The 13245-nt window shown below is 44.4% G+C and carries 18 protein-coding genes, 1 tRNA gene and 2 other annotated features; of the genes, 18 read left to right on the top strand and 1 reads right to left on the bottom strand.

Annotated features, from left to right (window positions below):
* The first annotated feature begins 8 nt into the window (after positions 1 to 8).
* The 9 genes from VZF35_RS12215 (at position 9) to rlmB (ending at position 8259) form a co-directional block, all read left to right on the top strand.
* Complete coding sequence (locus tag VZF35_RS12215) at positions 9 to 1181, top strand: PIN/TRAM domain-containing protein (RefSeq protein ID WP_407313903.1); 1173 nt, start codon at positions 9 to 11, stop codon at positions 1179 to 1181.
* The gene (ispD, locus tag VZF35_RS12210) at positions 1174 to 1887 is read left to right on the top strand and encodes a 2-C-methyl-D-erythritol 4-phosphate cytidylyltransferase (protein ID WP_407314604.1); all 714 of its coding nucleotides are present in this window, start codon (positions 1174 to 1176) and stop codon (positions 1885 to 1887) included. The genes VZF35_RS12215 and ispD overlap by 8 nt, the downstream gene beginning before the upstream one ends.
* A 10-nt stretch (positions 1888 to 1897) precedes the next feature.
* Positions 1898 to 2404: a 2-C-methyl-D-erythritol 2,4-cyclodiphosphate synthase gene (gene ispF / locus VZF35_RS12205; protein WP_407314601.1), complete on the top strand. Its 507-nt coding sequence runs from the start codon at positions 1898 to 1900 to the stop codon at positions 2402 to 2404.
* A gap of 67 nt (positions 2405 to 2471) precedes the next feature.
* Positions 2472 to 3929 (top strand): glutamate--tRNA ligase, encoded by a 1458-nt coding sequence (gene gltX / locus VZF35_RS12200; protein WP_407313901.1) that lies wholly within the window; start codon positions 2472 to 2474, stop codon positions 3927 to 3929.
* A gap of 92 nt (positions 3930 to 4021) precedes the next feature.
* Positions 4022 to 4237 (top strand) — a binding site (T-box leader).
* Between the two features lie 76 nt (positions 4238 to 4313).
* On the top strand, positions 4314 to 5060 hold the full coding sequence (gene cysE, locus VZF35_RS12195) for a serine O-acetyltransferase (RefSeq protein WP_407314599.1): 747 nt from the start codon (positions 4314 to 4316) through the stop codon (positions 5058 to 5060).
* A complete protein-coding gene (gene cysS, locus VZF35_RS12190; RefSeq protein WP_407313899.1) occupies positions 4957 to 6393 on the top strand; it encodes a cysteine--tRNA ligase in 1437 nt (478 codons plus the stop codon). The genes cysE and cysS overlap by 104 nt, the downstream gene beginning before the upstream one ends.
* An 11-nt stretch (positions 6394 to 6404) precedes the next feature.
* Entirely contained in the window at positions 6405 to 6836 is a 432-nt protein-coding gene (locus tag VZF35_RS12185) for a Mini-ribonuclease 3 (RefSeq protein ID WP_407314597.1), read from the top strand.
* Entirely contained in the window at positions 6833 to 7513 is a 681-nt protein-coding gene (gene thyX / locus VZF35_RS12180) for an FAD-dependent thymidylate synthase (RefSeq protein WP_407313897.1), read from the top strand. Before VZF35_RS12185 ends, thyX begins: the two co-directional genes overlap by 4 nt.
* A complete protein-coding gene (rlmB, locus tag VZF35_RS12175; RefSeq protein WP_407313895.1) occupies positions 7510 to 8259 on the top strand; it encodes a 23S rRNA (guanosine(2251)-2'-O)-methyltransferase RlmB in 750 nt (249 codons plus the stop codon). The genes thyX and rlmB overlap by 4 nt, the downstream gene beginning before the upstream one ends.
* Positions 8260 to 8353: 94 nt before the next feature.
* Here the strand turns inward: rlmB and VZF35_RS12170 are convergent, their stop codons facing one another.
* Positions 8354 to 8509 (bottom strand): hypothetical protein, encoded by a 156-nt coding sequence (locus VZF35_RS12170; RefSeq protein ID WP_407313893.1) that lies wholly within the window; start codon positions 8507 to 8509, stop codon positions 8354 to 8356.
* A 24-nt stretch (positions 8510 to 8533) separates the two neighbouring features.
* Here VZF35_RS12170 and sigH point away from each other — a divergent pair, with 24 nt between their 5' ends.
* The 9 genes from sigH (at position 8534) to rplL (ending at position 13024) form a co-directional block, all read left to right on the top strand.
* Positions 8534 to 9181 carry an RNA polymerase sporulation sigma factor SigH gene (gene sigH / locus VZF35_RS12165; protein ID WP_407313892.1) on the top strand — a complete coding sequence of 216 codons (648 nt, stop codon included), beginning with the start codon at positions 8534 to 8536 and terminating at the stop codon, positions 9179 to 9181.
* Between the two features lie 103 nt (positions 9182 to 9284).
* Positions 9285 to 9360: transfer RNA gene (locus tag VZF35_RS12160), tRNA-Thr, on the top strand.
* A 145-nt stretch (positions 9361 to 9505) separates the two neighbouring features.
* Positions 9506 to 9655 (top strand): 50S ribosomal protein L33, encoded by a 150-nt coding sequence (rpmG, locus tag VZF35_RS12155; RefSeq protein WP_407313891.1) that lies wholly within the window; start codon positions 9506 to 9508, stop codon positions 9653 to 9655.
* Positions 9656 to 9867: 212 nt separating this feature from the next.
* Positions 9868 to 10089 (top strand): preprotein translocase subunit SecE, encoded by a 222-nt coding sequence (secE, locus tag VZF35_RS12150; RefSeq protein ID WP_407313890.1) that lies wholly within the window; start codon positions 9868 to 9870, stop codon positions 10087 to 10089.
* A gap of 42 nt (positions 10090 to 10131) precedes the next feature.
* The gene (gene nusG, locus VZF35_RS12145) at positions 10132 to 10659 is read left to right on the top strand and encodes a transcription termination/antitermination protein NusG (protein WP_407313889.1); all 528 of its coding nucleotides are present in this window, start codon (positions 10132 to 10134) and stop codon (positions 10657 to 10659) included.
* Between the two features lie 35 nt (positions 10660 to 10694).
* On the top strand, positions 10695 to 11123 hold the full coding sequence (rplK, locus tag VZF35_RS12140) for a 50S ribosomal protein L11 (RefSeq protein WP_407313888.1): 429 nt from the start codon (positions 10695 to 10697) through the stop codon (positions 11121 to 11123).
* Positions 11124 to 11173: 50 nt separating this feature from the next.
* Positions 11174 to 11866 carry a 50S ribosomal protein L1 gene (gene rplA, locus VZF35_RS12135; RefSeq protein WP_407313887.1) on the top strand — a complete coding sequence of 231 codons (693 nt, stop codon included), beginning with the start codon at positions 11174 to 11176 and terminating at the stop codon, positions 11864 to 11866.
* Positions 11867 to 11908: 42 nt separating this feature from the next.
* Positions 11909 to 12039: a sequence feature (ribosomal protein L10 leader region), on the top strand.
* A 23-nt stretch (positions 12040 to 12062) separates the two neighbouring features.
* Positions 12063 to 12590, top strand: coding sequence for a 50S ribosomal protein L10 (gene rplJ / locus VZF35_RS12130; RefSeq protein ID WP_407313886.1), 528 nt, complete (start codon positions 12063 to 12065; stop codon positions 12588 to 12590).
* A 53-nt stretch (positions 12591 to 12643) separates the two neighbouring features.
* Positions 12644 to 13024 (top strand): 50S ribosomal protein L7/L12, encoded by a 381-nt coding sequence (gene rplL, locus VZF35_RS12125; RefSeq protein ID WP_407313885.1) that lies wholly within the window; start codon positions 12644 to 12646, stop codon positions 13022 to 13024.
* Positions 13025 to 13245: the final 221 nt, after the last annotated feature.

Below are 13245 nucleotides of genomic sequence, written 5' to 3'. Positions count from 1 at the left end.
GTGAAATGATGATTCGCAATCTAATACGCGGGATCATCACCCTATTATTTGGGACATTAGGATTTTATCTGGATTATGTCTTATTACGTCTTGACCTTTTACAATCTTTGGGATGGAACTTTCCCCCGGTCTGGACATACGTCACTATGATACTATTATTTGCTTGTTTGGGTTTTTTAATTGCACCTTTAAGTATTCGCTCGGTTCTCACGTTAATGCGTTGGATGGATTCCCGCTTAACTCGGGTTCCAACCCATGATCTGATGGGCGGGGCTATAGGAGGAATTATTGGACTTATTATTTCAAGTTTATTTAGTAATTCATTCATTAGCATAACGTTTTTTGGACCACTTCTTGCTGTGCTCTTAAGCCTTTTTTTAGGATATCTTGGGCTAACGATCGGCATGAAACGCAAAGAGGATGTTTTAGGATTTCTTAATTTCATTCCGAGATTTCGAGATCGAGGAGATAAACAAAAAGAAGCTAAGGCTGGACAGCCCTTAGAGGCTGGTGATAGCAAAGATCAGAATCCTCACTATAAAATTCTTGATACGAGTGTGATCATTGACGGCCGAATTGCCGATATTGTCAAAACAGGTTTCATTGAAGGAACCTTACTTATACCAAGTTTTGTTTTAGAAGAGCTTCGTCATATTGCCGATTCTTCAGATCTTTTGAAACGAAACCGGGGACGTAGGGGTCTGGATATTCTTAATCAGATTTCCAAGGAAACGGCTATCATGGTTCATATTCATGAACAAGACTTCGAAGATATCAATGAAGTTGATAGTAAACTGGTGCGGTTAGGTCAAGTTCTCAATTCACCGCTGTTAACCAATGATTATAATCTAAATAAAGTAGCAGAACTTCAAGGTGTGAAGGTTCTGAACATCAACGAATTAGCGAACTCCTTGAAACCGATTGTTTTGCCGGGAGAGGAAATGTTAGTCCAAGTGATGAAAGAGGGTAAAGAACCCGGTCAGGGCGTTGCTTATCTCGATGATGGGACCATGATTGTCGTGGATACAGGTCGCCGTTATATGGGGCAAAATGTCACCGTTTTAGTAACCAGCGTTTTGCAGACTGCAGCTGGGCGGATGATTTTTGCTAAACCTAAAAGCGCTTTAGAAAAAAAGCCGATGGGTCTTCGTTCGACGGATGAGGTGAATGCGATTGGCTGATTTGGGCATCGTCATTCCTGCGGCCGGTCAAGGCAAACGGATGGGGGCCGGGCACAATAAGCAATTTCTAAGGTTATTAGGACAACCTATTTTAGCCCATACGATTAGAGTATTTCAGATTTCCGGCTATGTCTCAGAAATTGTCATCGTAGGAGCTGAAACCGAACTTGCTCAAATAAGGGAGCTTGTCGATCAGCATGGATTTGATAAAGTTGTCAGCATTTGCAAAGGTGGAGAACAACGCCAAGATTCCGTTCGGTCAGGGGTACTTGCACTCAGTCCCACTATTCAACGGGTAGTGGTTCATGATGGGGCTAGGCCCCTTTTGACGTTACGGGATTTCCATCGCTTTCTTGAAGAGGCGGAAGGACTTACGGCAGCAATCATGGGGGTTGAGGTTAAGGACACTATTAAGCGGGTTGATGACGTTGGTCGGGTGACGGATACGTTACCTAGAGATCTGCTAAGAGCTGTCCAGACACCTCAGATCTTTGAGCGTAATAAATTAGAAGAAGCACATTTTCGGGCTGCTGCTGCTGGGTACTATGGTACGGACGATGCTTCTCTGTTAGAATGGATAGGGTGTTCTGTCCAGGTCATTGAGGGCTCTCAAGAGAATATCAAGGTTACAACACCAGAAGACCTGCTGTTAGCAGAACGAATACTTACGTTGCGCGAGGGACAACGTTCGACACGCGAAAGCTGATTGTATGAAGATGGCCTTTGAGATTGGGGTGTTGAAGATTAGAGTCGGAATAGGTTATGATGTACATGCCTTGGTTGAAGGAAGACAATTGATTTTGGGCGGGGTGGAAGTCCCCTATGAGCGTGGTTTACTTGGACACTCGGATGCTGATGTTTTAATTCACGCTCTTATGGATGCATTATTAGGGGCCTTGGCTCTTGGAGATATAGGGGCACATTTCCCTGATCGGGATCCCCGCTATTCTGGGATTTCAAGTCTGTTTTTGCTGGAGCGGGTTGTCGAACTGATTGAAAACCATGGATACTGCGTTGGAAATATAGATAGTATTATTGTGGCAGAGCGTCCGAAATTTGCTCCGTTCATCCCTCAAATGCGCATAAATCTGGCACGAGCTTTAAAAATTGAGGTTGAAAATGTCTCGGTGAAAGCGACAACCACAGAACGACTGGGGTTTGAAGGCCGGAGTGAAGGTATCGGAGCGCAGGTCATCGTCAATTTAGAAAAGGTTAATCCATAAGGAGCTTTTTAAGTAATCTTTTGTTATAATGAGCTAAAAAATAGAGAACGTATTAAGGTGGTTGACAATGAAAGAAGTCAGGACAAGATTTGCTCCAAGCCCGACGGGCTATATGCATATTGGAAACTTAAGAACTGCTATCTATGAATATCTGATTGCCAAGTCCCAGGGCGGGAAGTTTTTGTTAAGGATCGAAGATACCGATCAAGCTCGTTTTGTTGAAGGGGCCATTGAGGTAATCTTAAAAACGCTTAGCATTGTAGGTTTGAAGTATGATGAAGGCCCTGACATTGGCGGGCCTTTTGGACCGTACGTTCAAAGCCAACGGAAATCTATTTATAAAGACTATGCAGATAAGCTTGTTAAATTAGAGGGTGCCTATTACTGTTTTTGCTCTAAAGAACGTCTTGAAAGCTCAAAAAAAAATAACGATTCAACGTCGGATCCTTTTAAACATATGTGTCACTGCAAAAATCTGAGTGTGTCGGAAGTCTCTGAGAAACTTAAGAGTAATGAACCCTATGTTATACGTCAACGTATCCCCGAGGGAGGCACAACGTCATTCCACGATCTCGTCTACGGAACTGTTACAGTTGAAAATTCCGAACTCGATGAAGGAGTTCTCTTAAAATCGGACGGCTTGCCAACCTATAATTTTGCCAATGTGGTGGACGACCATTTGATGGAGATTACCCATGTTGTGAGAGGGTCGGAATACCTATCTTCAACACCAAAATACAATTTGCTCTATACGGCGTTTGGATGGGATATTCCTGAGTATATTCATTTGCCGCCGATCATGAAGACAGCAGAAAAGAAGTTGAGCAAGCGTGAAGGAGATGCCTCGTTTGAAGATTTTATTTCAAAGGGATATCTGCCTGAGGCTATTGTGAATTATATTGTGTTGCTGGGATGGAATCCTGGGAGCAATGAAGAATTCTTTTCTCTTCAGGAACTTGAGAAGAGTTTTAATACTGAAGGGCTAAGCAAATCTCCGGCAATCTTTGATCTTAATAAATTAAAGTGGATGAACGGTGAATACCTTCGCAGATTAAGCCTGGAGGACTTTAATGCTTTAGCTTTACCATATTACAAACAAGTTCTTGACAGTAAGATGGATTTTAAAAAAATTAGTGCTTTGCTGCAAAAGAGAACAGAAATTCTAAGTGAAATCCCTGAGAAGGTTGATTTTCTGAACAGTCTCCCCGACTATGATATTATGTTGTATGTTCATAAGAAGATGAAAACTGATGTTGCTAATTCTCTAAATAATTTAAGAGCAGCTAAAGAGGCAATGTCCACCATAGAAACTTGGGATTTGGCTAACATAGAGGAGAATCTTGCAAATTTAATCTCCAAATTAGAAGTTAAAAATGGACAAGTGCTCTGGCCCCTTAGAACGGCACTTTCTGGATTGGAATCCAGCCCCGGCGGTGCTCTCGAGTTAGCAGAATTATTGGGTAAAACGGAAACGTTAAGAAGAATAGAAGTTGGGATTAGCAAATTAACAAATACTGCAAGTTAATGGGGTTGTTATGAGGAGTGTCTGGTTATAGCGCTGGATAAGCTTTATTGACAGAGACGGGAGTCTGCCCTATAATAGGTTATTATTTAATAATCAAGGCGATGATGAGAGAGAGTACAAAAAGGAATTGCCACTAGCGAGGATGGGATAGTGTAAGCCATCGGCGAGGAATTTTTGGAAGTGCATCTCGGAGTTGAGCGGCAGAAATGAAAAGTATGCCCTTCCGTGTTAACTGCGTTAAAGTTGTTAAGTTGGAACGACCATGTTCGTTCAATCAGAGTGGAACCGCGGAACCTTTCGTCTCTGGACGAAGATTCCGCTTTTTTTGTACCCAATTTAAGGTTGTTCGAATAGGATTAATCAGGAAAGGGGTGTACGAGAATGATCTTTGGCCAAATCAGGCGCGATATTCGAGTGATTTTTGAACGAGATCCCGCTGCTAAAAGTATCGTAGAGGTGATCTTTTGTTATCCGGGTTTTCACGCGGTGCTATTTCATCGACTGGCCCATTGGTTGTATCAACACAATTTGGTACTCTTGCCGCGAATGATTTCCCAGTTTTCCAGATTTCTCACGGGGATTGAGATTCATCCGGGTGCCAAGATTGGGCAGGGCTTTTTTATAGACCACGGCAGTGGAGTGGTTATCGGAGAAACTGCAGAAGTCGGTGACAATGTTACCCTGTATCAAGGGGTCACGCTCGGCGGAACTGGAAAAGAAAAAGGCAAGCGGCACCCAACGATTGGCAATAATGTTGTTATTGGCACCGGCGCCAAGATTTTAGGTTCCTTTAAAGTTGGAGATAATGTTAAAATAGGCGCTGGTTCCGTCGTTAATAAATCCGTTCCCAGTGACACAACGGTTGTAGGTATACCGGGGAGGATTGTTCTTCATCACGGGGTTCCAATTAAAGACCCTGATTTGAGGCATGATGACCTGCCGGATCCAGTCAATGAAATGCTAAGGTGTTTAATGCAGCGGGTAGAGTATCTGGAACAACGCTTAAAAGAAGAGGAGAGTCGATACAATGTCTTTGAAATTATTCAACACAATGACCCGGCAAAAAGAGGAGTTCAGGCCTCGAGAGAACGGGAAGGTTGCAATGTACGTTTGCGGTCCGACGACCTATAACTTTTTTCATGCAGGGAATGCACGGATGTTTGTCGTCTTTGACATGATACGACGTTACTTTATGTATAAGGGGTATGATGTCCGCTACGTGCAGAATTTTACGGATGTGGATGACAAAATTATTCAACGAGGGAACATCGAGAAGATGGACCCTCTGGCTTTAGGCCAAAAATATATTGACGAATATTTTAAGGATGCTCAAGCCCTTAACATTCTTCCGGCCACGGTTCATCCCAAGGCCACCGAACATATTCCGGAAATGATAGAGATTATCCAAGGCTTGGTCGAAACGGGGCTTGCCTACCCGGTGGATGGGGATGTGTACTTTGCGGTAGATCGTTTTCCCAACTACGGGAAACTCTCCGGCAGGACATTAGAGGATATGAAGGCCGGAGCAAGGGTTGAAGTGGATGAACGCAAACATCATCCGATGGATTTTGCGCTTTGGAAAAAGGCCAAGCCTGGTGAACCGTCCTGGGAAAGTCCGTGGGGTAAGGGACGGCCGGGGTGGCATATTGAATGTACGGCAATGTCGTTGAAGTATTTAGGTGCAGGATTTGACATTCACGGCGGCGGAGGAGATTTGGTTTTCCCGCATCATGAAAATGAAATTGCTCAAACGGAAGGGTATCTAAAAGGTCAGACCTTCGCACGCTACTGGATGCACAATGCCTTTCTGACCATTAACCAGGAGAAAATGTCCAAGTCTTTGGGCAATTTCTTCACAACTCGGGAGCTGCTTGTGAAGAATCCTGGAGAAGTCATTCGGTTTTATCTGCTTGGTACCCATTACCGCAGCCCGCTGGATTTCAATGATGAGAATTTGGGAATGGCCCAAAAAGGGTTGGAACGGCTGCAAACAAGCGTTCGTTTAGCCCAGCAGGCTCTTGACCGAAAGGAGTCCGTCAAGGATGAACGGATTGGGGAAGGACTGTTTAAGGCTGCCCAGGAAGCCCGTGAATCCTTTGAGAGAGCGATGGATGATGATTTCAATTCTGCATTGGCCTATGCTGCTCTCTTTGAATTAGCAAAGACTATGAATGGGTATGTCCAGGAACATCCTGTTTCTTCTGAAGGACTGGCAAAAGCGCAAGGAACCTTGGTTGAGCTGGGAGAGGTGCTGGGATTTGATCTTCTGCATCCTTCCCAAGTACACGTAGAAAATGAAGAAATGCTCTCCAAGGTGATGGAGATCGTTCTTCAGATTCGCTCTAAATCTCGGCAGAAAAAAGACTGGGAGATGTCAGATTTTATACGAGATGCCTTCAAGTCCCAGGGAATTATTATTGAGGATACTCCGCAAGGTGCGAGGTGGCAAATTAAAAAGTTTTGAAAGGTGACCGTATGCGCAGTTGGCAAGAAATGAACCCCTTAACCCTAGCATATTTGGGGGATGCAGTTTATGAACTATGGGTTCGGACGCATTTGCTGGAGTTAGGACATGAAAAAGTTAAGGAACTTCACAAACAAGCGATTCGTTACGTTTGCGCTGGGACTCAAGCCCAGATCTTACATGCCTTGCTCCCGGATCTTGGCGATGTGGAACAGCAGGTGGTTTTACGTGGACGCAATGCTAAAGGCGGCTATCCGAAAAATGTTGATGTTGTGACATACCGTCATGCCACAGCGTTTGAAAGCTTAGTTGGGTATTGGCAATTGACCGGACAGGTAGAGCGTATGCACTGGGCATTTCGTCAAGTGGAAGGAATCTTAGAGGAAGGATTAAGAAAAGAAATAGGTATAGACGATGGAGAAGAAAGAGGGCTGTCGAAATGAAAGTGGATCTAATTCAATATACACCAGATCCTGAAAAGGTTGTGGCTTCCGCCGCGCGTTTGTGCTACTCGGCAGATCCTGTGCCGGAGCTTTTTGAACGCCTGGATGATGAGACAGTGGCTCGTTTTGTTCGTAAATTACGCGATATGGGCCATCTTTCTCCCTTTGAACATGTGAGCTTTCAGTTTTCTATCGATGGAGTCTCGCGGGCTTTGTCTCATCAACTAGTGCGTCATAGGATCGCCAGTTATTCTCAACGCTCTCAACGTTATGTAAAAGAGAATGGCTTTGAGTATGTTATTCCGCCGAGCATCCGACGGAATCCCGAGGCTATGGAACGCTTTGAGGGGGTTATGGCACGCCTTCAAGAGGAGTACCAAGCGCTTCAGAATATGGTCCCTGCTGAAGATGCCCGCTTTGTCCTGCCCAATGCCTGCACGACTTCGTTAATGGCTACCTTTAATGCACGTTCGTTATTGAACTTCTTTGAGCACCGCACCTGTATGAGAGCTCAGTGGGAAATTCGCAGCCTGGCGGAGAGTATGCTGGATTTAGTACGCAATGTGGCTCCAAATCTGTTTAGTGAAGCAGGACCGACTTGTGTGACTCTGGGAGTATGTCATCAAGGTACCTATAGTTGTGGAAGATTACAAACCCTTCAAGGAAAGAAGACGTGAATAATTTGAACGATGAAATCGTTTATGGTAAAAATCCGGTGTTTGAGCTTTTAAAAAGCGGGAAACCTGTCAACAAAGTTCTCTTGCTCTCGGAAGGTTCGAATGGGCGGAATCAAGAAATTCTCTCCCTCCTGCAGGAAAGGAACATCCCATATCAATTTGTAGATCGACAGGTCCTTGATCGTTTAACTCAACGTGAGCGGCATCAGGGTATGTTGGCGTATGTAGCTGCCAGGGAGTACGCTGAAGTTGAAGACATACTCGCCCTGGCGGAAAAACGGCAGGAAGATCCGTTTATCTTAATGTTGGATGAAATTGAAGATCCCCACAATCTGGGGGCATTGTTGCGGACCGTTGACGCGGTGGGTGCTCACGGAGTTATCATTCCCAAACGGCGCAGTGTTGCCTTGACAGGAACGGTTGCGAAAACATCAGCCGGAGCTGTCGAACATGTTTTAGTTGCGCGTGTAAGTAATTTGGTGCAAACACTTAAAGATTTAAAGAAGAAGGGGTGTTGGGTGTCTGGTGCTGAAGCCGGAGGAAGTGATGCTTTTAAAGCAGATCTCACAGGCTCACGAGTCATTGTCATCGGCAGCGAAGGCAAAGGCATCAGTCGTTTGCTGCGAGAGAATTGTGACGAGCTTATCAGCCTGCCGATGAAGGGGAGAGTAACGTCGCTTAATGCGAGCGTTGCCGGATCCGTTATGCTTTATGAAACTCTCAGGCAGAGGCTCCGCTCCCGCTAAATCTAGAGCGGAACATAGCAAGATACGAGGCTCAAAGCACGATCAGACATAGAAAATCGAAGGGCGTAATAATGCTTGTCTAAAAGTCTCGCTTTCAGACAACTTCGAGCCTTGTTCCCAGATCTTTGACCTTGAACTTTACGAATAGCGACAGAACAACCAAAACTTCGCCTTGACGCTGTTCTTCAGCGTCGAGTATAATGAGAATGTTCCCGTGGACAAGGGCTAGGCGAGATTGCGTCTTCTTCATGACGACATTGTAGGGGGGATCAACTTGACTTTTCAAGCCCAACCAGAACCAGAGTGCGAAATCATCGACATTATCGTAGATGAAGAGATGGTTGAGCTTGCCAAGGAAGGCGACGCGGCAGCACTAGAGTATCTAATCAACAAATATAAAAACTTCGTTAGGGCAAAAGCTCGTTCCTATTTTCTCATAGGGGCGGATCGCGAAGATATTATTCAAGAAGGAATGATTGGACTCTATAAAGCCATTAGAGACTTCCGCGGCGACAAACTCTCTTCATTCAGGGCATTTGCGGAATTATGCATAACCCGCCAAATTATTACAGCTATTAAAACAGCGACAAGGCAGAAACACATTCCCCTAAACTCGTATGTATCTCTTAATAAGCCTATCTATGACGAAGATTCTGATCGAACCCTGCTTGATGTCATCTCGGGAACTCGCATCACGGACCCGGAAGAACTGATTATTAGCCGAGAAGAGTTTGATGACATTGAAGAAAAGATGGGTGAAATTCTCAGTTCCTTAGAATGGAAGGTACTGATGTCTTATCTGGAAGGGAAATCGTATCAGGAAATTGCTGTTGACCTGAAGAGACATGTGAAATCGATCGACAACGCGTTGCAGAGAGTGAAGAGGAAACTTGAACGCTACCTTGAACGTCGGGATGGATAATTTTACATACACTTCTAAAGAAAAAAAGCTTGCATTTGGGGAGAAAAGATGCTAAATTATATGAGTGCCTAACAGCGGAGCGTTGCTGCGGTACAAACAAAATGCCAACGTAGCTCAATTGGTAGAGCAGCTGATTTGTAATCAGCAGGTTGCGGGTTCGAGTCCCTTCGTTGGCTCCATTTATTTTGAAGTATGTTTATAAAGACAGCTAGGCTGTCTTTTTTGTTACCAGGTATTTTCTTGACAGGGTAATCATCTTGTGATAAAGTACTTGAGTAATGGAATAAATGCAGCGTCCTACCGTTGTCTGGGAGGTGTTCGTGAATGCGTGTTGGCATTATTTTAGCGTGTACGGATTGCAAGCACCGTAACTATGCTACGATGAAGAATAAGAAAAATAACCCTGATCGTTTAGAAGCCCAAAAGTACTGCAAGGTCTGCAAAAGCCATACTCTCCATAAGGAAACCAAGTAATTTTTTTTTTGCACCTGTCGGAAAGTACAACTTTTAGTTAAATACTTTCTGCATAAGTGTAGCTAAGGCAACCGCCTGCGCCTGATGGCTAACAAGTGTGAAGACAGTGCCTTTGGACGCTGGCCGAGTTTTCTTTATAACTGTTTAGATTGTACGCCAGGAAGCGTTGTCACAGTGTCGAGGACACCGATGTCGTGTAAGGATGTGAAGTGATGGGCGCGTTGAAGAAACCAGCTAATACTCAGCGACAGACGGAAAAGACTGCAGAGTATTTCCGTGGGGTTGTGAGTGAATTAAAGAAAGTTCACTGGCCAAGCCGTAGACAATTGCTCGCCTACACAGGAGTTGTGTTTTTTGCGGTGGGGATTGTGTCCATTCTCATGTGGGTTGTGGACGGCGGTTTAAGTATGGCCTTAACCAAGCTAGTGCCCTAAACTGCGAGTTTCTGCGGCAGTGTCTGAGGAGGTCCCTGAGAAATGGCAAAAGACTGGTTTGTTATTCACACGTACTCGGGTTATGAAAACAAAGTTAAGATGAATCTCGAAAAACGAGTCGAATCCATGAATATGGAGGAGAAGATCTTTCGCGTTCTTGTTCCAATGGAAGACGAAGTTGAGTTTAAGAACGGGAAGGAAAAGGTAACCAAGCGCAAGGTTTATCCTGGCTATGTGCTTGTCGAGATGGAAATGACCGACGATTCTTGGTATGTTGTCCGCAACACACCGGGAGTGACTGGTTTCGTAGGCACGGGAACAAAGCCGATTCCACTTCTTGAACAAGAGGTTATCCGGATTCTCCAACAGATGGGCATGGATGAGCTTCATGCTCGCATTGATTTCGAGGTTAATCAAACTGTCCAGGTTATTGCTGGGCCGTTCAAGGATTTTGTGGGAGTAGTTCGAGAAATTCTCCCGGATAAAGGTAAAATGCGTGTGGAAGTATCGATGTTTGGAAGAGAAACACCTGTGGAGTTGGATTTCGCACAGGTACAAAAACTCGACTAAAATAGGGATTACTCTATCAAGGAGGTGTAATAACAATGGCAAAGAAAGTAATTGGTTTGGTTAAATTAGCGATAACAGCAGGTAAGGCTACACCGGCACCTCCGGTTGGTCCGGCTCTTGGTCAACACGGGGTTAATATCATGGCCTTCTGCAAGGAATACAATGAGCGTACTAAGGATCAAGCAGGGCTTATTATTCCGGTGGAAATTACCGTCTATGAAGATCGCTCTTTTACCTTTATTACCAAAACCCCACCGGCTTCTGTGTTGCTTAAAAAGGTAGCCAACATTAATTCAGGTTCTTCTGAACCGAATCGCAAAAAAGTTGCCACGATCTCAAAAGCTAAAGTGCGCGAGATTGCGGACATTAAGATGAAAGATCTTAATGCAGCAAGTGTGGAAGCGGCAATGCGGATGGTAGAAGGTACAGCAAGAAGCATGGGCATCATCGTTGAAGAAGTCTAAAATGTATTGTGGGAGGGTTAAACCCGCATTACCACAAGGAGGTTAAGTGAATGGCTAAAGTAGGAAAAAAATATCAAGAGGCCGTAAAGACCTTTGATCGCACTGGATATTACGAACCCCTTGAAGCACTTGCAATTGTAAAGGCTAATGCGAAAGCAAAATTTGATGAAACCATTGAGGTTGCTTTTAAATTAGGCATTGACACCCGTCATGCTGACCAACAAATTCGTGGTGCTCTTGTGCTCCCGAATGGAACGGGTAAAACTCGTTCAGTTTTGGTTTTTGCAAAAGGGGACAAGGCGAAAGAGGCAGAATTAGCAGGTGCTGATTTTGTGGGCGCCGAAGATATGATTGCGAAGATTGAACAAGGGTGGTTCGGGTTTGATGTGGTAGTAGCTACGCCGGATATGATGGGAATGGTCGGAAAGCTCGGCCGGGTTCTCGGACCTAAAGGCTTAATGCCAAACCCGAAAACTGGTACAGTAACACCAGATGTAACTCGTGCGATTAAGGAAATCAAAGCTGGTAAGATTGAGTATCGTGCCGAAAAAGCTGGGATCATCCATGCTCCGATAGGCAAAGCTTCTTTCAGCCCAGAGCAATTGTTAGAGAACTATCGTACTTTAGGGGAGACCATTGTAAAATCAAAGCCAGCGGCAGCCAAAGGTCAATATATTCGTAGTGTAACGGTAACGTCGACCATGGGCCCTGGTGTAAGTATCAATCCCGTAAAGGCGCTCTAATCAGAGTTCTCTTGACAGTATTCTACAAAGAGGGTACACTTATCAGGAATTGAATATCCGCTGTAGAAAGCAGGTGCCGCATGGCTTAATTTCCTGCCGAGGTCGGAGAACGTGCCTATAGATATACTTGGCATTCTTAACCTCTGCAGCAGCGGAGGTTTTTTACTGAGTTACCCTAAGGAAGGAGGTACACAAAATGCCTAATATCGAAGAAAAAAGTCTGGTTGTCTCGGAGATTAAAGAGAAGTTTCAACAATCCTCTGGGGTTGTTTTAGCGGATTATCGCGGTTTAACCGTGGCTCAAGTGACGCAATTGCGGACACAGCTTCGCCAAGCCGGCGTGGAGTATCGAGTTTTGAAAAACACGCTTGTGCGTCGGGCGGCTCAGGAAGTAGGAGTTGAAGGACTCGAAACTTACTTGGAAGGACCAACAGCCCTTGCTTTTAGCAAAGATCCTGTTGCCCCTGCTAAAATCCTCTTAGACTTTGTCAAAGTCAATAAACTTAAGACATTCAAAGTCAAGGCTGGAGTTTTAGAAGGCAAAGTTATTGGACCTGATGGGGTTAAAGATCTGGCAGATCTCCCGTCGCGAGAAGTGTTGCTGGCCATGGTTCTGCGGGGTATGCAAGCACCTTTGGCAGGTATGGTCAATGTTCTTCAAGGACCGATTCGCAAAATGGGTTATGCTCTCGAAGAAGTGCGTAAACTCAAGGAAGCTCAATAGGTTTAATAATTTACAGGAAATAAAATGTTGAATAGTTTAAGGAGGAAATAATAATGTCTAAAGTTAATGAAATTCTCGAAGCAGTTAAAGGGTTAACTGTCCTCGAACTCTCCGAACTCGTTAAAGCCTTTGAAACCGAATTTGGTGTCAGTGCTGCAGCTCCTGTTGCTGTTGCAGCTGTCGGAGGTGCTGCAGCACCTGCTGCTGAAGAAGCAGAAGAGAAAACTGAATTTGATGTCATCCTGACCAATTGTGGTGCTTCTAAAATTAATGTTATCAAAGTTGTTCGTGAAGTTACCGGCTTAGGTCTGAAAGAAGCCAAAGATCTCGTTGACAATGCTCCAAAGCCAGTTAAAGAGAAAATTACCAAAGATGAAGCTGAAGCTTTGAAAACTAAATTAACAGAAGCCGGCGCAACTGTCGAAGTTAAATAAGTTTAGAGAAATAAAGAAGGTGCTCTCTAAGATGAGGGCGCCTTCTTTGTTACCAGTCGCTAAAAGTTCATTAAAAAGGCATTTCCTTGAGTCCATAATTTAAGGTCGGATTTCCTTGATATTAGTTCCAAATCCAGAGAATCTTCTTGACATAGAATAGTGGATTTGGTATACTTTATGAATGTTACTATACATACGATTGGGATTTTTACTTAATTCGT

Origin of the sequence: Desulfosporosinus paludis (assembly GCF_045689965.1) — a bacterium.
Lineage (GTDB): Bacteria > Bacillota > Desulfitobacteriia > Desulfitobacteriales > Desulfitobacteriaceae > Desulfosporosinus > Desulfosporosinus paludis.
This window is presented reverse-complemented; position numbering and strand designations above follow the sequence as displayed.